Origin of the sequence: Flavobacterium sp. 2755 (assembly GCF_031455715.1) — a bacterium.
Lineage (GTDB): Bacteria > Bacteroidota > Bacteroidia > Flavobacteriales > Flavobacteriaceae > Flavobacterium.
In genome coordinates, this window is record NZ_JAVDTG010000006.1 from 49038 (window position 1) to 72362 (window position 23325).

Annotated in this window: 24 protein-coding genes; 20 read left to right on the plus strand and 4 right to left on the minus strand. The window is 33.2% G+C overall.

Annotation, left to right across the window (positions count from 1 at the left end; translation table 11 throughout):
* The first annotated feature begins 1 nt into the window (after position 1).
* The 3 genes from J2Y38_RS15050 (at position 2) to J2Y38_RS15060 (ending at position 6161) form a co-directional block, all read left to right on the plus strand.
* Positions 2-1507: a cellulase family glycosylhydrolase gene (locus J2Y38_RS15050; protein WP_309844021.1), complete on the plus strand. Its 1506-nt coding sequence runs from the start codon at positions 2-4 to the stop codon at positions 1505-1507.
* A gap of 114 nt (positions 1508-1621) precedes the next feature.
* Positions 1622-3571, plus strand: coding sequence for a sialate O-acetylesterase (locus tag J2Y38_RS15055; RefSeq protein ID WP_309844023.1), 1950 nt, complete (start codon positions 1622-1624; stop codon positions 3569-3571).
* A gap of 184 nt (positions 3572-3755) precedes the next feature.
* On the plus strand, positions 3756-6161 hold the full coding sequence (locus J2Y38_RS15060) for a glycoside hydrolase family 95 protein (protein WP_309844026.1): 2406 nt from the start codon (positions 3756-3758) through the stop codon (positions 6159-6161).
* 107 nt (positions 6162-6268) lie between these two features.
* Here J2Y38_RS15060 and J2Y38_RS15065 read toward each other — a convergent pair whose 3' ends face one another.
* On the minus strand, positions 6269-6817 hold the full coding sequence (locus tag J2Y38_RS15065) for a CvpA family protein (protein ID WP_309844028.1): 549 nt from the start codon (positions 6815-6817) through the stop codon (positions 6269-6271).
* Between the two features lie 50 nt (positions 6818-6867).
* Between J2Y38_RS15065 and J2Y38_RS15070 the strand changes: the two genes are divergently transcribed.
* The 5 genes from J2Y38_RS15070 to J2Y38_RS15090 all read left to right on the plus strand — a co-directional run bounded on the left by J2Y38_RS15070 (position 6868) and on the right by J2Y38_RS15090 (position 10438).
* The gene (locus tag J2Y38_RS15070; protein WP_309844030.1) at positions 6868-7653 is read left to right on the plus strand and encodes a hypothetical protein; all 786 of its coding nucleotides are present in this window, start codon (positions 6868-6870) and stop codon (positions 7651-7653) included.
* A 161-nt stretch (positions 7654-7814) separates the two neighbouring features.
* Positions 7815-8171 carry a hypothetical protein gene (locus J2Y38_RS15075; RefSeq protein ID WP_276171780.1) on the plus strand — a complete coding sequence of 119 codons (357 nt, stop codon included), beginning with the start codon at positions 7815-7817 and terminating at the stop codon, positions 8169-8171.
* Positions 8172-8293: 122 nt separating this feature from the next.
* Positions 8294-9313: a phenylalanine--tRNA ligase subunit alpha gene (gene pheS / locus J2Y38_RS15080; RefSeq protein ID WP_309844034.1), complete on the plus strand. Its 1020-nt coding sequence runs from the start codon at positions 8294-8296 to the stop codon at positions 9311-9313.
* A gap of 124 nt (positions 9314-9437) precedes the next feature.
* A complete protein-coding gene (locus tag J2Y38_RS15085; RefSeq protein WP_053473414.1) occupies positions 9438-9845 on the plus strand; it encodes a hypothetical protein in 408 nt (135 codons plus the stop codon).
* A 104-nt stretch (positions 9846-9949) separates the two neighbouring features.
* Positions 9950-10438 (plus strand): hypothetical protein, encoded by a 489-nt coding sequence (locus tag J2Y38_RS15090; protein WP_309844036.1) that lies wholly within the window; start codon positions 9950-9952, stop codon positions 10436-10438.
* A 110-nt stretch (positions 10439-10548) separates the two neighbouring features.
* Here J2Y38_RS15090 and J2Y38_RS15095 read toward each other — a convergent pair whose 3' ends face one another.
* The 3 genes from J2Y38_RS15095 to J2Y38_RS15105 form a co-directional block, all read right to left on the minus strand.
* Complete coding sequence (locus tag J2Y38_RS15095; protein WP_309844038.1) at positions 10549-11544, minus strand: NAD(P)H-dependent glycerol-3-phosphate dehydrogenase; 996 nt, start codon at positions 11542-11544, stop codon at positions 10549-10551.
* Positions 11545-11885: 341 nt separating this feature from the next.
* The gene (locus J2Y38_RS15100) at positions 11886-13043 is read right to left on the minus strand and encodes an iron-containing alcohol dehydrogenase (protein ID WP_256636342.1); all 1158 of its coding nucleotides are present in this window, start codon (positions 13041-13043) and stop codon (positions 11886-11888) included.
* Positions 13044-13211: 168 nt separating this feature from the next.
* A complete protein-coding gene (locus J2Y38_RS15105; protein ID WP_309844041.1) occupies positions 13212-13973 on the minus strand; it encodes a type 1 glutamine amidotransferase domain-containing protein in 762 nt (253 codons plus the stop codon).
* Positions 13974-14059: 86 nt separating this feature from the next.
* On the opposite strand from J2Y38_RS15105, the gene J2Y38_RS15110 reads away from it, so the two are divergent.
* The 12 genes from J2Y38_RS15110 (at position 14060) to J2Y38_RS15165 (ending at position 23257) form a co-directional block, all read left to right on the plus strand.
* Complete coding sequence (locus J2Y38_RS15110) at positions 14060-14965, plus strand: LysR family transcriptional regulator (RefSeq protein ID WP_053473411.1); 906 nt, start codon at positions 14060-14062, stop codon at positions 14963-14965.
* 44 nt (positions 14966-15009) lie between these two features.
* Positions 15010-15369: a PKD domain-containing protein gene (locus tag J2Y38_RS15115; protein WP_309844045.1), complete on the plus strand. Its 360-nt coding sequence runs from the start codon at positions 15010-15012 to the stop codon at positions 15367-15369.
* Between the two features lie 130 nt (positions 15370-15499).
* Positions 15500-15856, plus strand: a complete 357-nt coding sequence (locus tag J2Y38_RS15120) for a PKD domain-containing protein (protein WP_309844047.1) — start codon at positions 15500-15502, stop codon at positions 15854-15856.
* Positions 15857-15977: 121 nt separating this feature from the next.
* Positions 15978-16670: an NrtR DNA-binding winged helix domain-containing protein gene (locus J2Y38_RS15125; RefSeq protein ID WP_309844051.1), complete on the plus strand. Its 693-nt coding sequence runs from the start codon at positions 15978-15980 to the stop codon at positions 16668-16670.
* Positions 16671-16743: 73 nt separating this feature from the next.
* Positions 16744-17571, plus strand: a complete 828-nt coding sequence (gene prs / locus J2Y38_RS15130) for a ribose-phosphate diphosphokinase (RefSeq protein ID WP_309844054.1) — start codon at positions 16744-16746, stop codon at positions 17569-17571.
* A complete protein-coding gene (locus tag J2Y38_RS15135) occupies positions 17568-18386 on the plus strand; it encodes a TIGR02452 family protein (RefSeq protein WP_309844057.1) in 819 nt (272 codons plus the stop codon). Before prs ends, J2Y38_RS15135 begins: the two co-directional genes overlap by 4 nt.
* A gap of 45 nt (positions 18387-18431) precedes the next feature.
* Positions 18432-18959: an NADAR family protein gene (locus tag J2Y38_RS15140; RefSeq protein WP_309844059.1), complete on the plus strand. Its 528-nt coding sequence runs from the start codon at positions 18432-18434 to the stop codon at positions 18957-18959.
* A gap of 113 nt (positions 18960-19072) precedes the next feature.
* Positions 19073-19543, plus strand: a complete 471-nt coding sequence (locus tag J2Y38_RS15145; protein WP_309844061.1) for a macro domain-containing protein — start codon at positions 19073-19075, stop codon at positions 19541-19543.
* A 15-nt stretch (positions 19544-19558) separates the two neighbouring features.
* Complete coding sequence (locus J2Y38_RS15150) at positions 19559-20113, plus strand: RNA 2'-phosphotransferase (RefSeq protein WP_309844062.1); 555 nt, start codon at positions 19559-19561, stop codon at positions 20111-20113.
* Complete coding sequence (locus tag J2Y38_RS15155) at positions 20110-20841, plus strand: metallophosphoesterase family protein (protein WP_309844064.1); 732 nt, start codon at positions 20110-20112, stop codon at positions 20839-20841. Before J2Y38_RS15150 ends, J2Y38_RS15155 begins: the two co-directional genes overlap by 4 nt.
* Before the next feature lie 2 nt (positions 20842-20843).
* The gene (locus J2Y38_RS15160) at positions 20844-21782 is read left to right on the plus strand and encodes an ADP-ribosylglycohydrolase family protein (protein WP_309844066.1); all 939 of its coding nucleotides are present in this window, start codon (positions 20844-20846) and stop codon (positions 21780-21782) included.
* 5 nt (positions 21783-21787) lie between these two features.
* A complete protein-coding gene (locus J2Y38_RS15165) occupies positions 21788-23257 on the plus strand; it encodes a nicotinate phosphoribosyltransferase (protein WP_309844067.1) in 1470 nt (489 codons plus the stop codon).
* Positions 23258-23325: the final 68 nt, after the last annotated feature.

Here is a 23325-nt window from a genome sequence, read left to right on the forward strand (position 1 = left end):
GATGAAAAACACAATTAAAACTTATTTTTTAAGTACGCTTTTATGCTTTTCATTTTTAAGTATTTGGGCTTGCAGTTCTGATAAAGAAGAAGAAAAAGCAGCGGCAAAAACACTTACAATCGATACCAATAAAATTGATTTTGTAAGCAAAGGCAGTGAAGCCAGCGTAAAAATAAATACAAATGTTACGGCGTGGACAATTAGTAACCCAAATTCAAGCTGGCTTCAGTTAAGTCAGGCGGGAGGAACTTCGGGAACTATTACCGTTAAAATAACAGCTCTGGAAAATACAAGTACCGAAGCAAGAACGGCAACAATTACAATTAACTCAGGTGAAACTCCATCTGTACAAATTGCAGTTACACAGGCAGGCGCAACGGTTGTTACGAGTTTATATCCAAGTTACAATACAAACCCAATTACGGCAGATCAATCCGGAATGTCAAGCACCGCTGTACAATTAGCAGCAAAAATAAAATTGGGCTGGAATATCGGTAATACTTTAGAAGCAACCGGAGGAGAAACTGCTTGGGGAAATCCAAAAGTTACGAAAGCGTTGATTGATGCTGTAAAAGCAAACGGATTTAATGCGATAAGAATTCCTTGTTCGTGGAATCAATATTTGGAAAATGCTTCAACTGCGAAAATCAAAACCGAATGGCTGGACAGAGTAAAAGAAGTGGTACAGTATTGTGTAGACAATGATATGTACGTTGTAGTGAATATTCACTGGGACGGCGGCTGGCTGGAAAATAATATTACCGAAGCCAAAAAAGTAGAAAACAATGCCAAACAAAAAGCTTTTTGGGAACAAATCGCAACACATTTACGCGGATTTGATGAACATTTACTTTTTGCAAGTGCCAACGAACCAGCAGTTGAAGATGCCGTACAAATGGCAGTTTTAACATCGTATCATCAAACTTTTATCAATGCAGTTCGTTCTACGGGAGGAAAAAATGCCTATCGTACTTTAGTAGTTCAGGGTCCAACAACAGATATCGAAAAAACAAACAAATTAATGACTACTTTGCCAACAGATTCTTCGACAAGCAGAATGATGGTTGAGGTTCATTATTATGCTCCGTGGAATTTTGGTGGATTAACTAAAGATGAAACCTGGGGAAAAATGTTCTATTATTGGGGAGCAAATTATCACTCAACAACAGATACGGAACGAAATGCAACTTATGGAGAAGAAGCCGATTTAGAGAAAAATTTCAAATTAATGAAAACCCAGTTTGTCGATAAAGGAATTCCGGTTTTGTTAGGAGAATTTGGAGCAATTCGCAGAACGACTTTAACCGGAGATGCCTTAACTTTACATTTAGCTTCGAGAGCGTATTATTTAAAAACAGTTGTAAAAACAGCAAAAGCAAATGGATTATTACCTTTTTATTGGGACGAAGGAAGCATAGGAAATAATGGTTTTGGAATTTTTAACAGAACCAATAATACCGTTTTCGATACTCAGGCCTTAACCGCTTTGAAAGAAGGATTACAGTAAAAAAGTTTTTATAAACCATATAAGTGATATAAGTAAAATTAAGTTTTTTGTCGATACTGAACTTAAATTATCTTATATCACTTATATGGTTTAAACAATTTAAATTTAGAAAGAATGAAAAAAAGTATCTTATTTATTTTTCTGATAATAAATGTTTTAGCTAATGCAAATGTCAAAATGCCTTTGTTGTTTTCTGACGGAATGGTATTGCAGCGTGACAAAAAAATTCCGATTTGGGGTTTTGCCGATGCAAATGAAAAAATAGAGGTTCATTTTAACAAACAAATACAAAAAACAACTGCCGATAAAAACGGAAAATGGACTTTAAATCTGAATTCTGAAAAAGCCGGCGGACCTTTTGAATTAATCATTATTGGAAAAAATAAAATCACGATCAAAAATGTTTTGGTTGGTGAAGTTTGGATTTGCAGCGGACAATCGAATATGGAATTTCAGGTTTTTAAAACGATGAATTCTGAAAAAGAAATTGCAAATTCTGATTATCCAATGATTCGTCATTTTGGAGTTGCACAAGATTTAAGCGGAAAACCAAAAGACGATTTAAAAGCCGGAAAATGGGAAGCAGCAAATAAAGAAACGGTTGGTAATTTTACAGCAGTTGGATATTATTTCGCCAGAAAATTATATGCTGAATTAAAAATCCCAATTGGAATTATTAATACTTCCTGGGGCGGAACCAATGTTGAAACCTGGACAAGTCGTGAAGCATTTCAAAAAAGCGACGATTTCAAATCTATGATTGCTGAAGTTCCTTCGCTAAATGTAGATTCGATCTCGAAATTGTACGCCAAAAACATGAAAGAAAGAGTCGAAAAAATTCAGGGAACTCCGGTAAGTACAGATAATGAAAATACTTTTAAGGATTCAGAATTCAACGATTCATCTTGGGGTGAACTGAATACGCCGAGTTTATGGGAAAATCAGCCTTTAGGTGATTTAGACGGCGTTGTTTGGATGCGAAAAACGATTACACTTTCTGCAGAAGATATTAAAAACAAAGCAACACTTTATCTTTCAAAAATTGACGACGAAGACATTACGTATGTAAACGGAATTGAAGTTGGTAAAAACTCACAATACGATTTCAAACGTATTTATGAAATTCCGTCAAATGTTTTGAAAGAAGGAAAAAATGTAATTTCGGTTAGAATTGTAGATAATGGCGGCGGCGGTGGAATCTACGGCGAATCTGCAGATTTAAAATTAGCTCTCGGAACTAAAAATATTCCGCTTGACGGAAAATGGAAATTCAAAGTTATTACTGTAAAAACAGCATTATCACCAAACAGTTATCCGTCGTTGTTATACAATGCTATGGTTAATCCACTGGTTCCGTATGCTATTGAAGGCGTTTTATGGTATCAGGGCGAAGCCAATGTTTGGAGAGCGAATCAGTATAAAAAAGCATTTCCGTTAATGATTACTGATTGGCGAACAAAATTTAAACAAGGTGATTTTCCTTTTTATTTTGTTCAATTATCAACTTTCAATGAGTTTAATGGAAATAGTAAAACAGGAAGCCGCTGGGCAGAACTTCGCGAAGCACAGTCTGAAACTTTAAAACTGCCAAATACAGGAATGGCTGTTACGACGGATATTGGAAATGCAAAAGATATTCATCCAACAAACAAACAAGATATTGGATTGCGTTTGGCGGCAGTTGCTTTAAATAATATTTATGGCAAAAAACAAGTTTACAGCGGACCAACTTATAAATCGCAAGAAATAAAAGGAAATCAAATTATTTTGACTTTCGATAATATTGGTTCGGGATTAACGGCTTCAGATAATTCAGAAAACCTAAAAGGATTCGAAATTGCAGGTGCAGACAAAGTTTTTCATTCCGCGAAAGCGATAATAAAAGACAACAAAATAATTGTTTCCAGCGATCAGGTTCAAAATCCCGTTGCGGTTCATTACGGCTGGGCAGATGACGATACCGAAATTAATCTTTTCAATAAAGAAAAATTTCCGGCATCGCCATTTAGAACTGATAATTGGGAAATGATTACGGCGAATGAAGTTTACAAAGTGAGTAAATAATTACTTGGTAGGGCAAGACTAACACGATAGTTTTGTCATTCCGAGGAACGAGGAATCTTCGCAAGAAACTCCGTAAAGTAAATCCTCAATCTTTGTCGAGTTACTTGCGAAGATTCCTCGTTCCTAGGAATGACAAGATTGCAGAAATACCAAATGTAAAAGCATGATCAAAAACAATAAGCCTATGAATCCAAAAATCATAAAAACATTTCTCCTTTTACTTTTTACATCTTACTACACAAACATTTCGGCACAATCGAAACATGTTTTATGGTACGATAAACCGGCAGATTTCTTTGAAGAAAGCTTAGTTTTAGGAAACGGTAAAATGGGTGCAACGGTTTTTGGAGGTGCAAATTCAGATAAAATTTATTTGAATGATGCGACGCTTTGGTCGGGAGAACCTGTGAATGCTAAAATGAATCCGGAAGCTTATAAAAACATTCCGGCAATTCGCGAAGCGTTAAAAAATGAAAATTACAAACTAGCCGAAGAATTAAATAAAAAAGTTCAGGGAAAAAACTCAGAATCTTATGCACCTTTAGGAACATTAGAAATCAACAATGCTGAAAAAGGAAAAGCGGTAAATTATCATAGAGAACTGGATATTTCGAATGCCATTTCGAAAGTAAGCTACGAAATGGCCGGAATAAAATATACACGTGAATATTTTGTCTCAGCTCCGGATCAAATTATGGCAATCAAATTAACATCCGATCAAAAAGGAGCTTTAAACTTTGATATCAATTTAAAAAGCCTTTTACAGTCAAATGTAGAGGTAAGAAATAATATTTTGGTAATGACCGGTTCTGCCCCCATTCATGAAAATCCCGGATATACTGTTTCACCAAAATATCTGGAAATAAAAGATAGAGGAACAAAATTCACGACTTTAGTCCAAATCAAAAAAACGGACGGACAAATTACAAGTTCGAGAGAAACACTAACTTTAAAAGATGCGACGGAAGCGATTATTTATGTTTCTGTTGCCACAAGCTTTAATGGTTTTGACAAAAATCCAGCAACTGAAGGTCCTGATGATGTAAACATTGCATTGCAAAATTTGAACAAGGCGTTTGCAAAACCTTTCGATAAATTAAAAGAATCTCATATTGCCGATTATCAAAAATTCTACAATCGTGTAACGTTAGATTTAGGCAAAACCACAGCACCAGATTTACCAACAGACGAACGTTTATTACGCTACGCTGACGGGAAAGAAGATAAAAACCTGGAGATTCTCTATTTTAATTACGGACGCTATTTGTTAATCAGTTCTTCAAGAACATTGGGCGTTCCGGCGAATTTGCAGGGAATTTGGAATCCGTATTTGAATCCGCCTTGGAGCAGTAATTATACGATGAATATTAATCTCGAAGAAAATTACTGGCTGGCAGAAAACACGAATCTTTCAGAAATGCATTTGCCGCTTTTGAGTTTTATAAAAAATCTTTCGGTAACCGGAAAAGTGACAGCAAAGACCTTTTATGGAGTTAACGAAGGCTGGGCGGCGGCGCACAATTCTGATATTTGGGCAATGACAAACCCCGTTGGAAACTTCGGTAAAGAAGAACCAATGTGGGCTTGCTGGCCAATAGCAGGCGCATGGCTGAGTACACATATTTGGGAACATTATATTTTTACTCAGGATGAAGCTTATTTAAGGAAAGAAGGTTATCCGTTGATGAAAGGTGCAGCCGAATTTTGTTTGGGCTGGATGGTAACAGATAAAAATGGAAATTTAATTACATCGCCATCAACTTCACCAGAAAATCAATATAAACTAGCGGATGGTTTTGTCGGTGCTACATTATATGGAGGAACTGCCGATTTAGCTATGATTCGTGAATGTTTTGATAAAACCATTAAAGCTTCAAAAGTTCTTAATGTTGATGCTGAATTCAGAAAAAAAATAGAAACAGCACTTTCAAAAATGTATCCGTATCAAATTGGTAAAAAAGGAAACCTTCAGGAATGGTATTTTGACTGGGAAGATAATGATCCGAAACATCGTCATCAATCACAGCTGTTCGGACTTTTTCCGGGAGATCATATTACGCCTTTAAAAACTCCAGATTTAGCCGAAGCTTCGAGAAAAACACTCGAAATAAAAGGCGATGAAACAACGGGCTGGTCAAAAGGCTGGAGAATTAATCTTTGGGCAAGACTTTGGGACGGAAACCGCGCTTATAAAATGTTCCGTGAATTATTGCGTTACGTTGATCCGGACGGAAAGAAAACAGACAAACCAAGAAGAGGCGGAGGAACTTATCCGAATTTATTCGATGCGCATCCGCCATTTCAAATTGATGGAAATTTTGGAGGTGCCGCAGCTGTTGCCGAAATGTTAGTACAATCTAATGAAAACGAAATTAGATTGCTTCCGGCTTTACCAGATGCCTGGTCAGAAGGTTCCGTAAAAGGAATCTGCGCAAGAGGCGGATTTGAATTAGAAATTACTTGGAGTAATAAAAATCTAAATAAAGTTATTATTTCTTCGAAAAAAGGAGGAAAAACAACTTTAATTTTTGGAGATAAAAAACAAGATATTATCCTGAAAAAAGGAGAAAGTATAGAGGTAAAATTCTAGATATTATTGTGAAAACGAATGTCAGGCTGAGCGAAGTCGAAGCCCCATTTAAACGAGTAAACCCGACAAGTTTTAAAAACCTGTCGGGTTTATTTTTACAAAGAATATTACTCTTCTTTAGAAGTATTTTTTTCTTCTTCAGATTTTTCAGCCTGTTTTTCTTTAAAAGTTTCGTACCATTTTTCAATAGAAGGATAAACAAAAGCAGCCACTTTTTTCACCGGATTATAGAAAATAGATTTATCTAAAGTTTCTTTTTTGGCAAAAGTATTATTGAAATTGATTTTCTCAAACAGAGCAATAAAAATACTTAAAATCAGGATTGTTTTTAAGATTCTGAAAAATCCTCCGCCTAACTTATTCATCCAGCCCAGCATTGCAAAATCAGCAATTCCGGTTAATATTTTAGCAAGGAAATAAACACCAATTACTACCAGAATAAAAGTTAGTATAAAAGCCGTAATTTGAATATTAGTGGGATTCCACGAAACATGTTTTGAAATCATGCCAGCTATTAAAGAAGAAAATTTAATCGCAAGATAAATTCCCAATAACAGTGAAATAAAAGAAGCAACTTCTACAAAAAGACCGTTTTTAATTCCTTTATAAAGACTATAAATTAAAAGCGCGGCAACGATAATATCAAAAAAACTCATGGTAAGGTTATGAAATGGATTATATTTCTATTTTTGTAAAAAATACCACAATGAGAAAAAACCTGTTAATCAAAATTTTAGCTGTTATATTATTTACATCTTGTTCAAACGACAATGGGGACAAAGATAATACAGTTGATCCAAAATCAATTCTGATAAAAAAAATAACTGAAACCATTTATTTTTCGAACGATTCTGAAACCCAAACATTAAATTTTTCATACGAAAATAATGTTTTAAAAAGTGTTACTTCTGGTAAAAACAGATCTGAATTTGTATATAACGGAGATAAAATCAGTAAGGTAAATTATTTTAAAAATGATATTGCAAATGGTTCTACAACATTTAATTATGATGGAGATCTTTTAAAATATACTTTATCAGGAGCAAATCAAGATGAGAGAACTGAGTATTGGTATAAAGATGGAATTCTTGCTTTACAAAAATCAGGTTACTTAACGGGTGAAAATTTTGTAGTTCAAGAACAATCAGTATATACTTTTGATCAAAATAAAAATGTGACGGAAATTACAGAGAGATCCTCTTTATTTGGTCCTGAAACAATTTCTAAAAGCAAATATTTTTATGATAATAAAAACAATCCGATGAAATTTATGAATAAATATTATCGACTTGTTTTTGAGACAGAAGGCTTTGACGGAATATCTAATAATAATGTTACATCAAGAGAGTATTATTATCCTGTTACTGCTGAAACTCCTGTTTATTATAATTTTGAAATAACATATAATGCTGATGACTTTCCAATAGAAATAAAAAAGATTGCAAAGCAAAATAACTTTGTAATTTCAAAAACGGTTATTGAATATCAATAAAAAAGCAGACTTCCTGTAATATTTATTTTAAAATTCTATATTTTTTATTTTTGGTATGATTGAAATTTGAACTGTGTATCTTTGCAGCTCTAATTTAAGACTTCAGATTGCAGATTTTAGATTTTAAATCAGCAATCTAAAATCTAAAATCATAAATAAAAATGTCTAGAGATACACAACTAAAAGAGCGCTGGGAAAAGCTCGTCGATATACTTTCAAATCAATTTTCGCAAGGCGAAGATTTAGATTTAGATGCCATAATTTACCTAATTGGAGTTCAGGAACTCGGAAAAGTGCACCGTGAATTCAAAAAAGATGAAAAATTAAACTTAATGCATATTGCAATCTGTAGATTGCTTGAGCCTTATGGATTTTATGAATTTGATTTTTTTGATGCCGAAGGCTGGCCGCATTACAAAGTAAAAGAACAATTGCCTGCATTAAAAGCCGGAGAACAATCTGTTTTAATGAAAGAAGCAATTGTAAATTATTTTTTAGAAAGAAAACTAATAGAGTAATTTTTAGTTTGCAGTCGCAGTCTCAGTTTTCAGTCGATTGAACTGAAAACCGAAAACTGCGACTGCGACTGTATACTTTAAACTAAAAACACTAAATTTGTACTCTCAATTATCGAAGGAAAATGATAGATAAGATCAAACAACATATAGAGGAAGCTAAAGCCTTTAATGAGAAAAATAAAGAATCGTTAGAACAATTCCGTATTAAATATTTAGGAAGTAAAGGTTTATTGAAAGAACTTTTTACTGAATTTAAAAATATTCCAAACGACCAGAAAAAAGACTTTGGACAAGTAATAAATACGTTAAAAGCTGTTGCTGAAGAAAAAGTAAGAGTTATTCAGGAAGAACTTGAAAGCAAAGAAGAAACAAAAGGAATTTTTGGCGATTTAACACGTGCTGCAGAACCGGTAATTATTGGTTCCCGTCATCCTATTTCTATCGTAAAAAATCAGATTATAGATATTTTTGCCAATATTGGATTTAACGTTTCTGAAGGCCCGGAAATTGAAGACGACTGGCATAACTTTACTGCATTAAACCTTCCGGAATATCATCCGGCAAGAGATATGCAGGATACCTTTTTCATTCAGACCAATCCTGACGTGTTGCTGCGTACGCATACATCATCTGTTCAGGTGCGTTATATGGAAAATCATAAACCGCCAATTCGTACTATTTCACCGGGACGTGTTTTCCGTAATGAAGCTATTTCATCGCGTTCACACTGTATTTTCCATCAGGTAGAAGGATTGTATATTGATAAAGATGTTTCTTTCGCCGATTTGAAGCAAACATTACTTTATTTTACTAAAGAAATGTTTGGAAAATCTAAAATTCGTTTACGTCCGTCGTATTTCCCATTTACAGAACCAAGTGCTGAAATTGATATTTATTGGGGGCTAAAAACCGAAACAGATTACCGTATCACAAAAGGTACAGGCTGGTTAGAAATTGGAGGATGCGGAATGGTTGATCCAAACGTTTTGAAAAACTGTGATATTAATCCAGACGAGTTCAACGGTTTTGCTTTTGGAATGGGAGTAGAGCGTATTGCAATGCTTTTATACCAAATTGGCGATATCCGTATGTTCTATGAAAACGATGTTCGTTTCTTAGAGCAGTTTAAAGCAAATATATAAGTTGCAATTTTAGATTTTAGACTGTAGATTTTAGATTAATTCGAATGTCTAATTTATTATCATAATATAATAAACCTTTGTTGAAGTTTAGACTTTAACAAAGGTTTTAAAGCTTTTAATAAAAATGAAAAAAGATATAACAATTCCAGAAGTTGAAAATGTGTTTCTTGCTGCGGTGCAGGAATGGAGCGATGATTTTATGGAAAAAGTATGGTACGCTTATCTTGTAAACGACAGCGACTTTAATTTAGACAGCGTTATGGTAGTTTCAAAAGCTTTTGGAACTATTGATGGGGAAATGAAAAAAACATCTGTTTTACGTCACGCTTTTGTTGAAGTTCCGGCAGTTTCTGTAGTTAAGATTGAAATGATAGAAAAAAGTCTTTTGGTTTTAAATAATGAATTTATGGTAACGTTCTTTATCGGCAATACTTTGTATGATAAGAAATTCATATTCAAATCTAATTTAATTAACGAAAATAATACGGAAGAAGTGCCTATTTTGTTTGTTGAAGGGATAATGGTGAAGTAAGTTTAAGTTACAGTTTTTAGTAACAGTTTCAATAAAAAAAGTCCGTTTCTAAATTTTAGAGACGGACTTTTTTTATATTAGCCTCACGTTTCAATAATTTAAATATGCTTAAAAAACACCCAAGACTACTTATAGGTTTATTAATTGTTATATTGTCAACGTTCTTCTTTTTTTGTATTATGATGATTCCGCTTTTAATAAGCGAACCTTATGAAAGTAACAAATACAATGAAATTGAAGTAAAAGGAGTTAATATTATAGGAACAGTAATTAACATAAAGCAAAATTTAAACATCACTATAAATAATGATCATCCAACGGTTATTAGTTATAAGTTTAAATGGAAAGGGAACGAATTAAATTCTAAATTTAGAACTCTCGATAATGATAAAATTGTTAATTTAAAAATTAATGACACTTTACAAATTAAATATTTAAATGGTGAATCTAAAGTTGCAGGTTTAGACCCTTTTGCTTTTTCGATTACTCCTTTTTTAATGATTCCTCTTCCGTTTTTTATAATTGGATTATCATTGATCTTTTTTTCTTTAAAACCTTATTTGACTGAAAGAAGGGCGAATAAAAAGATTTAGGTTTTAATTGAAATAAAAAAGAATCAAGACGAAATTAAATAAGTCTTGACTCTTTTTTTATGTTTAATGAAAAATCTTTTTTCTTGCTTCTTGCCTCTATTTTCTAAAACTTAATCTAAAGACTCCGTCAATTTCTTAAATACTGACTTCGCATCCTTTCCATCATATAAAACGGCATAAACAGCGTCGATAATAGGTGTTTTTGCTCCGTAACCCTGATTTAGTTTATAAGCACTTTTTGTTGCGTAATAACCTTCGGCAACCATGCTCATTTCCATCATGGCACTTTTTACAGTATATCCTTTTCCAATCATGTTTCCGAACATTCTGTTTCTGGAGAAAACCGAATATCCTGTAACCAATAAATCTCCTAAATAAGCAGAATCATTAATGTTACGTTTCATTTTATGTACTTTACGGATGAATTTTTTCATTTCACGAATTCCGTTACTCATCATAACCGATTGGAAATTATCTCCATAACCTAATCCGTGAGCAATTCCGGCAGCGATGGCATAAATGTTTTTAAGCATTGCAGCATATTCGGTACCAATAATATCATCAGAAATTTTAGCTTTAATATAATTTCCTGAAAGCGATTTTGCAACCGTACGGGCTTTTTCGGGATCTCCGCAGGCAATTGTTAAGTATGAAAGTCTTTCAAGAGCAACTTCCTCAGCGTGGCAAGGGCCAGTAATAACGCCAATATTATAATATGGAATATCGTATTGAATGTGAAAGTGTTCACCAACAATTAAACTTGTTTCAGGAACAATCCCTTTAATGGCCGAAAAAATGATTTTATCAGCTAAGGAAACTGTCATGTTTTTTAATTCGGCATCCAAGAAAGCAGATGGAATCGCAAAAATGATATAATCAGCAAATTGAATTGCCTCGTTTATATTGCTTGTTAATTTAAGTTTGCTGGTGTCAAACTCAACAGAACTTAAATAATTTGGATTGTGTTTGTATTTTTGGATATGTTCGATTGCAGATTCATTACGCATATACCAGGCAATTTCTGAAAGATTCACGCATAACATCTTTGTAATTGCCGTTGCCCAGCTTCCTCCTCCAATTACTGCAAATTTTAATTTTCCGCTCATTATTTTAATAATTTAAAACAAAAGTACTTAATAATGTAGTAATAATACAAAATCTGATTTAAGAAATTTGATGAATGTCTTTAATTTCAATGGTTTTCAGCATGTTTGGGTAAAATAAAAAATATTTTTAACAAGTATACAATAAAGAATAAAAACGTACGTTGTAACTAATTGTAAATTAGAATTTAATGAATTTATCAAGAATTGAGTTAGTTAGTTTTGTTTTAGTATTTTGAAAAGGCGTTCCTAAACTTGTTAAGAACGCCTTTTTTAGTTTTACAGTTTACGGTCACAGTTTTCAGTGATATGCTGAAACTGTAAACTGGCACTGAATACTGTGACTAATACGAAAGTTCAACAATAGATTTTACTTTATCTAAAGTTACCAATTGATTTTCACCTAAACCTTTCCAGCCTCTTTCGTCGAAACGATTTACTATAAAATCTGCAGTTTTAGTATAATCATCTGTATATTGAGAAAGTTTCGTGTCCATTCCCATTGTATGGAAAAACTCAACTGTTTTATTGATTGCTTCTTTTGCCACTTCATCATCAGAACCTGAAAGATTAAAAATACGTCTTCCGTATTGCGCTAATTTTCCTTTTTTAGTTTCAAACATTACATTATATAAACTTGGGCCAATAATTGCCAAAGTTCTTGCATGATCAATTCCGTAAAGAGCTGTTAATTCGTGACCAATCATATGCGTTGCCCAATCACTTGGAACACCTTTTTGAATTAATCCGTTTAAAGCCATTGTACAGCTCCACATAAAGTTGGAAGCCAAAGCATAATCATTTGGATTTTCAACCACTTTTGGACCAACTTCAATTAAAGTCTGTAAAATTCCTTCGGCGATTCTGTCTTGAAGAAAACCTTCGTGCGGATACGTTAAATATTGCTCCATTACGTGTGTGAAAGCATCTACAACACCATTTTGGATTTGTCTTTTTGGTAAAGATTCAATTACAGTAGGATCGCAGATAGAAAATTTTGGAAATAAAGCGCTTCCGCCAAAAGCCAGTTTTTCCTGTGTAGCTTCGATTGTAACCACAGATCCTGAATTCATTTCACTTCCCGTTGCAGGAAGCGTTAAAACAGTTCCAAATGGTACAGCGTTTTCTTTAATCAGAATTCGTTTTTGTAAAATATCAATCGGATTTCCTTGGAAATTAACGGCTGCCGAAATAAATTTCACGCCATCAATTACAGATCCTCCGCCCACGGCAAGAATAAAATTAATTTTCTCTGCTTTGATAACTTCAACAGCTTTCATTAAAGTTTCAAAATGCGGATTTGGCTCAATTCCTCCAAATTCTACGATTTCAAAACCTTTTAAGTTTGCGATTACCTGATCGTAAACACCATTTTTAAAAATACTTCCACCGCCGTAAGCCAAAAGGATTTTTGCATCTTTTGGAACTAAAGTCGAAAGTTTTTCAATTTGTCCTTTTCCGAAAATTAAATTTGTCGGATTGTATAATTCAAAGTTTAGCATGATTTTTTTTGAGTTTCTAAGATGCTAAGGTTCTAAGCGGCTAAGTTTTTTTTAAACGTAGTATTTTAGAAGCTTCGCATCTATGTCATTATTAACTAATAACCAAGTTGCTAAAGTCTTAGTCCCGAAGATATCGGGATAGCAACTTAGAATCTTAGTACCTTATATTTATTTTAATTGATCTAATAATTTTCCAGCCACTAATTTAGACGATGCCGGGTTTTGGCCTGTAATTAAAAGACCGTCTTCAACAGCATAGGGCTGCCAGTTTGCACCTTTAGAAAAAATTGCTCCGTTTGATGCTAAAGCATCTTCTAATAAAAATGGAACAACTTTAGTTAATCCAACGACTTCTTCTTCGTCATTTGTAAATCCGGTAACTTTTTTGCCTTTTACTAGATATTCACCTTTTACTTTTACATTTTTTAAAACTGCCGGAGCGTGACATACAAAAGCGACAGGTTTTTTATTGGTATAAAAAGCTTCGATTAAAGCAATAGAACTTTTATCTTGAACTAAATCCCAAAGCGGGCCGTGTCCACCAGGATAAAAAACCGCGTCGTAATCTTTTTGATTAACAGTTGATAGCTTTAAAGTGTTTTTTAATTTTTCCTGTAAAGCTTTATCAGCGTCAAAACGTTTTGTGTCTTCAGTTGCCGATGAAGGATCTGCACTTTTTGGATCAATTGGCGGTTGCCCTCCAAGCGGAGAAGCAATTGTAATTTCAATTCCCTTATCTAATAATTCATAATAAGGAGCAGCAAATTCTTCAGACCAGAATCCTGTCTTTTCTCCTGTATTGCCCAGCTTATCGTTGCTGGTAACAACAAATAATACTTTTTTCATCCCTTTTTTATTTGATTTTTGTGCGACAGCAGAAACACCTGCAGCGGTAAATGCAATTATTGCGAGTAATGCTATTTTTTTCATACGTTTAAAATTTTTAACAAATTTACGTTGAAAGTGATATTAGTAAAAATAAAATAAACTATGTTTGCTATAAATAAATTTATATCATGGTAAATCTAGAATGGTACAGAACTTTTAAAGCAGTTTACAAAAACGGCAATTTTTCAGTTGCCGCAAAAGAATTATTTATGAGCCAGCCTGCAGTAAGTCAGCAGATTTCTATGCTCGAGGCTCATGTGGGGAATAAATTGTTTAATCGGAAATCAAAAGGTGTTGAGCCAACCGAATACGCTAAGTTACTGAATAATTTGATTATAGACGCACTCGACAGACTCGAAAGTGTTGAAACAGGTTTCAGGGCAAAAGCAGAAGACGCCAACCGATTAATTTCTGTTGGGGTTTCAAAAAATCTTTTCGATTGTATTGGTAATCTTTTAATTGCTAAGTTTGATTTAATCGATTTTACTTTTGCAGAAAACGACGAACTTTTTGAATTAGTTAATTCGAAAAAACTTGATTTTGCCATTACTACAAAAAGGTTTGATACGTTTGATACGACTTATGAAATTGTTGGAAAAATTAAACTGATAATGGTTGCTCCAACAAGTTTAGATATAACCGAATTCCGCCAAAGATTAAAAGCCGATAATTTTACGGAAATAGAACAATGGCTGAATGCACAAAAATGGTACAGTCATGATGCGAGAATTCCGCATATAAAAATGTTTTGGCTACATGCTTTTAATAAAAAGAGACCGTCGATGGTTCCTAATTATATTATTCCTTCAGAATCTGAAATGCTTAGGCTTTTATCTAAAAACGAAGGAGTAGCTGTTACCTGGAATTGTAATGCAAGAGATTACATCAAACAAAATAAATTGCAGTTAGTTTGGAACAGTTTCCACGTTCCGGAAGAATTTGTATATCTGCTGACACCAAAAAACAATAATTTGAATTCGTTTTTTGAAATTATATCAAAAGAGTTAAAATTGTTTTACGGCAACAGATTGTAACTAATTCTGAAAATATCTTTAACGAACAAAAATCCCTTAAACCTTTGAAAATAGCAGCGAAAATTTTATTACTACTAACAGTAATTTTTATTAGTGATTCCTGCACTGAAGAACAAGTAGATTCTATAACAAATTGTTGGGGACAATCCTCTAAGGTTGAGATACAATATTCTTTAGATCCGCTCAATGCTAAGAAAATTACGTATTCAGTTAAATATGAAGGATCAGGATCCTTAAATTCTATAAAATGGACATTTGGTGATGGTAAACCAACTGTTGAAGGTTTAAGAGTAACGCATACTTATGAAACAGCAGGAAATTATGAAGTTCAAGCGGATATTACAGTTAGAAAAGATCAAGAGAATTGTAATGTAATCGAAAAGAAAAAAGTACAGGTGAATTAATATATTGTCCAAAAAAGCTTTCTTTAAAAACCGAAACGGTTATAAAATATATGAAAATTCTTCTTTTTTTTGTTTGAGCTTCCCTTTTAAAATCATAAATTTGATTTAACAAACCTAAAATCAATAACTTATGAAAAAGATTAAAAGAATTTTTGCAGTTGTTATTATAGCTTTTTTGAGTTTTTCTTGCAGTAAGCATGATGACGAGGAAATAGTAGATTGTTTTGGAGAATCGATTTTAATTCAATTAAAACATTCTGTTGATGGAGCTAATTCGAAGAAAATTAATTATTCGATTGAATATGCCGGAACAAAAACAGTAAGTTCTGTTAAATGGACTTTTGGAGATGGAACTTCTGGTGAAGGAATGAATGTTTCACATACTTATGCGGCTGCCGGCACATTTGAGGTAAAGGCAGATGTTACTACAAAAGAAGGAAGTTCAGAATGTACAAGCAGTCCAAAGAAAAGTATTACGGTGAATTAGAAAAGGTTAAAGAAAAATAGTAAGATAAAAATATTGAGAGTCAATTTTATAATTTATGCTTGTGCATTAGATTATAAAATTGGCTCTCATTCGTTATATTTGTTTGATATGATTTAGGATTATGGAAAATTTACAAAATATTAGAATTGCTGTCGATGCGATTGTTTTTGGATACAAAAACAATGATTTATATGTGTTATTGATTGAACAGCAATTTGGAACTTCAGAAAAATATTGGGCCTTACCAGGCGGTTTGGTTCAAAATTCTGAATCTTTGAGCGATGCTGTTATTCGGGAATTGCACGAAGAAACAAACGTACAGCTGACTTTTATGGAACAATTATACACTTTTGGAGACGATATTTACAGAGATTCCAGAAACCGTGTAATTTCAGTTGCTTATTATGCTTTAGTCGATGCTTCAAACTTAGATATCAAAGCCAGTACCGATGCGGAAAGAGTACAATGGTGTAAAATTGATGAAATTCCGGCTTTGGCTTTTGATCATAATTTAATACTCGAAAAAGCAATTTCAAGATTAAAATCTAAACTTACTTACGAACCAATTGGTTTTGATTTACTTCCCGAAGAATTCCTGTTTTCAGATCTTGAAAATCTTTACTGCACCATTTTAGAAAAAGAAATTGACCGACGAAACTTCAGAAAAAAAATCTTAAGCTTTGATATTTTAGAGGAAACAGAAAAATTTTCACCAATAAAAACAGGTCGTCCTGCTAAACTTTTTAAGTTTAATAAGCAGAAATATAATGAGTTAACTGAAAAAGGCTTTCACTTCGAAATAAAGTTTGCGTAATTTTTACACAAAATAAATTGTTTATTTAAAATTTAATTCTACATTTGCGTATAATTAACGCAAACTAAAAACCATGATACTAAATCTCGACCCAAAATTCGCTCCTTTCCAAAATCAGGAAGAAATCAAATTTCAAAGTTTTACATTTTCTGGAGGAGAACCACATATAAAAATTAATCCCGATTTTGATAGCAATCAAAAAATAACAATCACACACAGATTAAACTCTTTCAACGATTTAGGTTTGTTGTGTATTACAGTTGATGCTTTACGCAGAATGGAGGTTAAAATCATCGATTTGTTTATTCCGTATTTCCCTGCTGCAAGACAAGATCGTGTTATGATTCCCGGCGAACCTTTATCTGTAAAAGTGTATGCTGATATTATAAACGGACTTCAGTTAAATAAAGTTTTTGTTTTTGATGCGCATTCTGAAGTTACTGCGGCTTTAGTAAACAATTGTACCGTAATTCCGAACCATACTTTTATTCAGCAAATTTTAAAAGTTATAGGTGAAAACGTAAAATTAATTTCTCCGGATGGCGGTGCTTTAAAGAAAATCTACAAAGTTTCTGAATTTTTAGGCGGAATTCATGTGGTAGAATGCAGCAAAAGTCGAGATGTGAAAACAGGAAAATTATCTGGTTTTAAAGTTTATGAAGACGATTTAAACGGAATTGACTGCTTAATTGTAGATGACATTTGCGACGGTGGCGGAACTTTTGTTGGACTTGCCGAAGAATTAAAAAAGAAAAATGCCGGAAAATTATACTTAGCCGTAAGCCACGGAATTTTCAATAAAGGTTTTGAAGTTCTGGATTGCTTTGATAAAATCTTCACTACAAATTCTTTCAAAGATTTTGACAATGAAAAAGTGGAGGTTATAAAATTAGAATTATGAATAAAAATTACCGAGTAGAAATAGCAAATAAAACCTTAGAAATCGTAAAGAATGGTTTTTATGAATACAAAGGAAAAAAGATTGTTATAGAAAAAGAACTCGAAGAATCTATAAAAAATACGTTTACAATTGCACCAAACGATTGGGAAACAATCTTGAAAACTCCAATTGAAAATAAGTTTGAAACAGAAATTGTTGCCAAAAATTGTTCTACAATTGAAGCACTTGCTCAGGAGAAAAATGGTAAAATCTGTGTTTTGAATTTCGCTTCAGCAAAAAATCCGGGCGGAGGATTTTTAGGAGGAGCTTCTGCTCAGGAAGAAAGCCTGGCAAGGTCTTCAAACCTTTATGAAACGCAAATCAAAAACAAAACGATGTATGATTTTAACAGAAATCAATCTTCGTTTTTATATTCCGATTATATGATTTATAGCCCGAATGTTTTGTTTTGGAATGATGATAATGGAGATTATTTTGAGAAACCATTAATTGCGGACGTAATTACAGCAGTAGCACCAAACAAAGGCGCAATGCTGCAGCATAACAGGAAAGAAGAAATTGCCGAAATAGAAGAAGTTTTAAAAAACAGAATGGATAAAGTATTGGCAATTGCTTTAAAACAAAAAATCGACACAATTATTTTAGGAGCTTGGGGTTGCGGTGTTTTTAGAAATGAACCCAAAGATGTGGCACGTTTGTTCAAAGAAATTATTGCAGAAAAATATGCAGGAGCTTTTAAAAAAATAGTTTTTGCCATATTTGACAATTCTGAAAAGAAATCAAACTTTAAGCAGTTTGAAGATGTGTTTAATTAGTTTCAAGTTTGAGAACGTGAAACTTGAAACCTGAAACAAAAAAAAATGAAATACAATATAGATACCATAGCTCCAGAAAGTAAGTTTTTATTTTTCTGGGGACATCAGGCTAATAAAGACGGAAAAATTACCAAAACCTGTTTCAGTCAATGGTGGTTAAGTTCTTTTAAAGTTGAAAAAGTAACCTATAAAACGGCTGAACACTGGATGATGGCAAAAAAAGCAGAATTGTTTCAGGATGAAGAAATCTTAGAAAAAATTCTAGAAGCAGATTCTCCGGCCGAAGCCAAAAAGTTAGGCAGAGAAGTTAGAAATTATGACGACAAACTTTGGTTAGAAAACCGATACGAGATTGTAAAGCAGGGAAATTATCATAAGTTCAGTCAGAATCGAGATTTAAAAACTTTTTTACTAAATACAAAAGATCGGGTTTTAGTTGAAGCAAGTCCGGTTGATCCAATTTGGGGAATTGGAATGGCAAGTGATCATACAAATGCTTCAAATCCTGAAAAATGGCAGGGATTGAATCTTTTAGGTTTTGCTTTGATGGAAGTTAGGGATGAATTGAAATAAAGGGAGATCATGGAATATCAAAGATGTTCCATAGGAACATTTCATCGGTAGAATAATATATTGCCCAATTGTATTTACGTTCCGTAGGAACGTTTGATTAAAATAGATATAAAATGAAAGATATTCAATATATAAAAGGAGATGCAACATCGCCAGAAACATTAGGAAACAAAATAATTGTACATGTTTGCAATGACATAGGGGGATGGGGAAAAGGATTTGTAATGGCAATTTCAAAAAGATGGAAAGAACCAGAAAACAAATACCGTGAATGGTTTAAATCTAAAGATGAATTTGAATTAGGAAAAGTCCAATTTGTTCAGGTAGAAGAAGATTTATGGGTAGCGAATTTAATTGGTCAGCATAAAATCAATAAAGATGAAAACGGAGACGCTCCAATTCGATATAATGCTATTGAAAATGGATTAGAAAGTATCTCATTTTTTGCAAAAGAGAATAATGGAAGTATTCACATGCCAAGAATTGGTTGTGGATTAGCTGGAGGAAAATGGGAATTGATTGAACCAATTATTCTCAAAACTCTTTCGAGTAATGATGTTGAAGTCGTTGTATATGACTTCTAGAAAAAAATAATAATAATGAATGAAAATATAGCAAAAACAGTAAGTAAATTTCTAAGTTTAGTACTTAGACATTCACCGGAAAAAATCGGATTAAAACTAGATGAAAATGGCTGGGCAGATGTAGAAGAATTAATTATAAAATGCAATAAAAAAGGAAGTCAAAATCAGATGACTGCTGAACTTTTAGATTACGTTGTAGAAAATAACGATAAAAAGCGCTTTGCTTATAACGAAGATAAAACCAAAATCCGTGCAAATCAAGGACATTCCATTTCGGTTGAATTGAATTTAGCAGAAACCGAACCTTCAGAATATTTATATCACGGAACCGTTGCAAAGTTTATGGAAAGTATTCAGAAAGAAGGTTTGAAAAAAATGAGCCGTCAACATGTACATCTTTCCAAAGACAAAGAAACGGCAATAAAAGTAGGAAGCAGGCGCGGAGTTCCACAAATTTTAACCGTTAGAAGCGGCGAAATGCACAGAGACGGATTCAAATTTTATTTGTCTGAAAATAACGTTTGGTTGACAGATGAAGTTCCGGCAAAGTATATCGAATTTAAATCATGAAAAAGACTTTAGTTTTTGGAGATATTCACGGCGGATTAAAAGCATTAATTCAGTTATTAGAAAGAATTGATTATTCCCAAAATGACAGATTTATTTTTCTGGGGGATTATGTCGATGGCTGGAGCGAATCAAAACAATTAATTGATTTTCTTATTGATTTATCCCAAAAGCAAGAATGTGTTTTTATAAAAGGAAATCATGATGCCTGGTGTCAGGAATGGTTAGAAAAAGATATCATAAATGATATTTGGTTTCTGCATGGAGGAAAATCGACGATAGAAAGTTATACTGATATTGAGTCTTCGGAAAAAGAAAAACATCGCCATTTTTTCAATACTATGAAAGATTACTTTGTAGATGAAAATAATAATTTGTTTATTCACGCTGGTTTTTCATCCATGCACGGACCAGAAAAAGAACATTACAAAACAAACTATTCTTGGGACAGAACACTTTGGGAAATGGCTTTGACAATGGACAAGAGAATCAAAAAAGATTCACTTTCGTATCCGAAAAGATTATTACTTTATAATGAAATTTATATTGGTCATACACCAACGCTTCATTATAATGTTGAAGTGCCAATGCAAGGCTGTAATGTGTGGAATATTGATACCGGAGCAGGTTTTTATGGAAAATTAACCTGCATTGATGTAAAAACAAAGAAATTTTGGCAGAGTGATGCAGTACAAACGTTTTATCCAGATGAAAAAGGAAGAAATAAATAGTGATGAAAAATAGTATAAAAGCAGGTTTATTTGGTTTAGCAATTGGTGATGCTTTAGGTGTTCCGGTAGATTTTCAATCAAGAACTTATTTGAAAGGAAATCCTGTTTCTGACATGTTTGGTTTTGGTACACATCATCAGCCAGAAGGAACCTGGAGCGATGATAGTTCTCTTGTTTTTTGTTTAGCTGAAAGTTTATGCAGCGGTTTTGATTTAAATGATATTGCCAAAAACTTTGTTAGATGGTATAGTGCAGATTTATGGACGCCGCATGGAGAAGTTTTTGATATTGGTATTGCAACCAGAAGCGCAATTCTTAATATTGCAAAGGGGCATCAACCGGATTTATGTGGCGGTTTTGAAGAAAAGGATAACGGAAATGGTTCATTAATGCGTATTTTGCCCTTGGTTTTTTATCTTCAAAAAGAAAAAGATATCGAGGTAATTTATCAAAAAGTTAAACAAGTTTCATCTATTACACATGCACATTTTAGATCTGTTTTTTCCTGTTTTATTTATGTCGTTTATTGTTTGGAAATTCTAAAAGGCAGAGAAAAAATTGAAGCTTACAGAGAGATGCAGCGTATTTTATCAAAATTTCTGGAAGACAAAAAGTATAATGAATTTGAAATTCAGTTGTTTGACAGGATTTTAAAAAATGACATTTCCACATACTCGGAAATTAATATTCATTCTTCAGGATATGTATTGGATAGTCTGCAAGCAAGTTTTTGGTGTTTTTTGAATTCCGGGACTTATGAAGAAACGGTTTTAAAAGCCGTTAATTTAGGAGAAGATACAGATACGACAGGAGCAATTGCCGGAGGATTGGCAGGGATTTATTATGGAATTGAGAATATTCCCGAAAAATGGATTGAAAAATTAGTAAGATCCAATGATATAAAACATTTAGCAGAGCGATTAGAAGAAAAATTAAATTAAAATATATGAACCCATTACTATTAACCGACGGTTACAAAGTTGACCACAGAAGACAATACCCAGATAATACCACTTTAGTTTATTCTAACTGGACGCCACGTAAATCAAGAATTGAAGATCTTGATGAAGTTGTGTTTTTTGGATTGCAGTATTTCATCAAAAAATATATCATTCACGATTTTGAACAATATTTCTTCAAACAGCCAAAAGAAGAAGTAGTTAAGAAATATTCTAGAAGAATCAATAACTATTTAGGCGAAAACCAAGTTGGAACAAAACATATCGAAGATTTACATGATTTAGGATATATCCCGATGGTTTTTAAAGCTTTGCCAGAAGGGGCAAGTGTTCCGCTGAGAGTTCCTATGTTTACGATGTACAATACAATTCCGGAATTTTTCTGGCTTACGAATTATTTTGAAACCTTACTTTCAGCAGTAATTTGGCTTCCTTGTAACTCAGCAACAATCGCAAAAGAATATAGAAAAGTATTGGATAAATATGCAGATGAAACTTCTTCTGTTCCTGAATTTGTAGATTGGCAGGCACACGATTTCTCTATGCGCGGAATGGGCGGAATCGAAGCAGCAGTAACTTCTGCAGCCGGACATTTGTTAAGTTTTACAGGTTCTGATACAATTCCGGCAATTGATTTCTTAGAAGAATATTATAAAGCCAATTCTGATTCAGAATTAGTTGCAGGCTCAGTTGCTGCTACAGAACATTCTGTAATGTGTATGGGAACGACAGAAGGGGAATATGAAACTTTCAAAAGATTAATTACAGAAGTATATCCAAAAGGAATTGTTTCTATCGTTTCTGATACTTGGGATTTATGGAAGGTTTTAACGGATTATTTACCGCGTTTAAGAGAAGATATTGTTTCTAGAGAAGGTAAAGTGGTAATTCGTCCTGATAGTGGTGATCCGGTTGATATTATCTGCGGAAATCCAAACGGAAAAACAGAACAGGAAAAGAAAGGTGTTATTGAATTGCTTTGGGATGTTTTTGGCGGTTCTGTAAACAACAAAGGATTTAAAGAATTAGTTCCGCAAATCGGAGCAATTTATGGTGACAGTATTACCGTAGCAAGAGCAACTCAAATTTGCGAAAGATTAAAAGAAAAAGGATTCGCATCTACAAACGTAGTTTTAGGAATTGGTTCTTTTACGTATCAATATAATACAAGAGATACTTTCGGTTTTGCAATGAAAGCAACTTATGGAGAAGTAAAAGGAGAGGGAAGAGCTATCTTTAAAGATCCGATTACAGATGACGGAACTAAAAAATCGGCTAAAGGATTGATGAAAATCAATTTAATCGACGGGAAGTATCATTTGACTGATAATGTTTCTTGGGAAGAAGAAAAACAAGGTGAATTGAAAGAGGTTTTCAGAGATGGAAAACTTTTAGTTGATCAATCACTAAGTGAGATTCGAAACCGAGTAAAAAGTGAAGTAAACGTTGAAGCATAAAAAACAAAAAAGCCTGAATGTAAATTCAGGCTTTTTTATTTGTCATTGCGAGGAACGAAGCAATCTCA

Coding starts and splice junctions, on each gene's coding strand:
- J2Y38_RS15150 (WP_309844062.1), top strand. CDS start 19,559: ATGAATGAAAATATAGCAAAAACAGTAAGTAAATTTCTAAGTTTAGTA.
- J2Y38_RS15140 (WP_309844059.1), top strand. CDS start 18,432: ATGAAATACAATATAGATACCATAGCTCCAGAAAGTAAGTTTTTATTT.
- J2Y38_RS15070 (WP_309844030.1), top strand. CDS start 6,868: ATGAGAAAAAACCTGTTAATCAAAATTTTAGCTGTTATATTATTTACA.
- J2Y38_RS15105 (WP_309844041.1), bottom strand. CDS start 13,973: ATGAAAAAAATAGCATTACTCGCAATAATTGCATTTACCGCTGCAGGT.
- J2Y38_RS15155 (WP_309844064.1), top strand. CDS start 20,110: ATGAAAAAGACTTTAGTTTTTGGAGATATTCACGGCGGATTAAAAGCA.
- J2Y38_RS15100 (WP_256636342.1), bottom strand. CDS start 13,043: ATGCTAAACTTTGAATTATACAATCCGACAAATTTAATTTTCGGAAAA.
- J2Y38_RS15065 (WP_309844028.1), bottom strand. CDS start 6,817: ATGAGTTTTTTTGATATTATCGTTGCCGCGCTTTTAATTTATAGTCTT.
- J2Y38_RS15145 (WP_309844061.1), top strand. CDS start 19,073: ATGAAAGATATTCAATATATAAAAGGAGATGCAACATCGCCAGAAACA.
- J2Y38_RS15085 (WP_053473414.1), top strand. CDS start 9,438: ATGAAAAAAGATATAACAATTCCAGAAGTTGAAAATGTGTTTCTTGCT.
- J2Y38_RS15165 (WP_309844067.1), top strand. CDS start 21,788: ATGAACCCATTACTATTAACCGACGGTTACAAAGTTGACCACAGAAGA.
- J2Y38_RS15110 (WP_053473411.1), top strand. CDS start 14,060: ATGGTAAATCTAGAATGGTACAGAACTTTTAAAGCAGTTTACAAAAAC.
- J2Y38_RS15075 (WP_276171780.1), top strand. CDS start 7,815: ATGTCTAGAGATACACAACTAAAAGAGCGCTGGGAAAAGCTCGTCGAT.
- J2Y38_RS15060 (WP_309844026.1), top strand. CDS start 3,756: ATGAATCCAAAAATCATAAAAACATTTCTCCTTTTACTTTTTACATCT.
- J2Y38_RS15135 (WP_309844057.1), top strand. CDS start 17,568: ATGAATAAAAATTACCGAGTAGAAATAGCAAATAAAACCTTAGAAATC.
- prs (WP_309844054.1), top strand. CDS start 16,744: ATGATACTAAATCTCGACCCAAAATTCGCTCCTTTCCAAAATCAGGAA.
- J2Y38_RS15090 (WP_309844036.1), top strand. CDS start 9,950: ATGCTTAAAAAACACCCAAGACTACTTATAGGTTTATTAATTGTTATA.
- J2Y38_RS15050 (WP_309844021.1), top strand. CDS start 2: ATGAAAAACACAATTAAAACTTATTTTTTAAGTACGCTTTTATGCTTT.
- pheS (WP_309844034.1), top strand. CDS start 8,294: ATGATAGATAAGATCAAACAACATATAGAGGAAGCTAAAGCCTTTAAT.
- J2Y38_RS15095 (WP_309844038.1), bottom strand. CDS start 11,544: ATGAGCGGAAAATTAAAATTTGCAGTAATTGGAGGAGGAAGCTGGGCA.
- J2Y38_RS15160 (WP_309844066.1), top strand. CDS start 20,844: ATGAAAAATAGTATAAAAGCAGGTTTATTTGGTTTAGCAATTGGTGAT.
- J2Y38_RS15125 (WP_309844051.1), top strand. CDS start 15,978: ATGGAAAATTTACAAAATATTAGAATTGCTGTCGATGCGATTGTTTTT.
- J2Y38_RS15055 (WP_309844023.1), top strand. CDS start 1,622: ATGAAAAAAAGTATCTTATTTATTTTTCTGATAATAAATGTTTTAGCT.
- J2Y38_RS15120 (WP_309844047.1), top strand. CDS start 15,500: ATGAAAAAGATTAAAAGAATTTTTGCAGTTGTTATTATAGCTTTTTTG.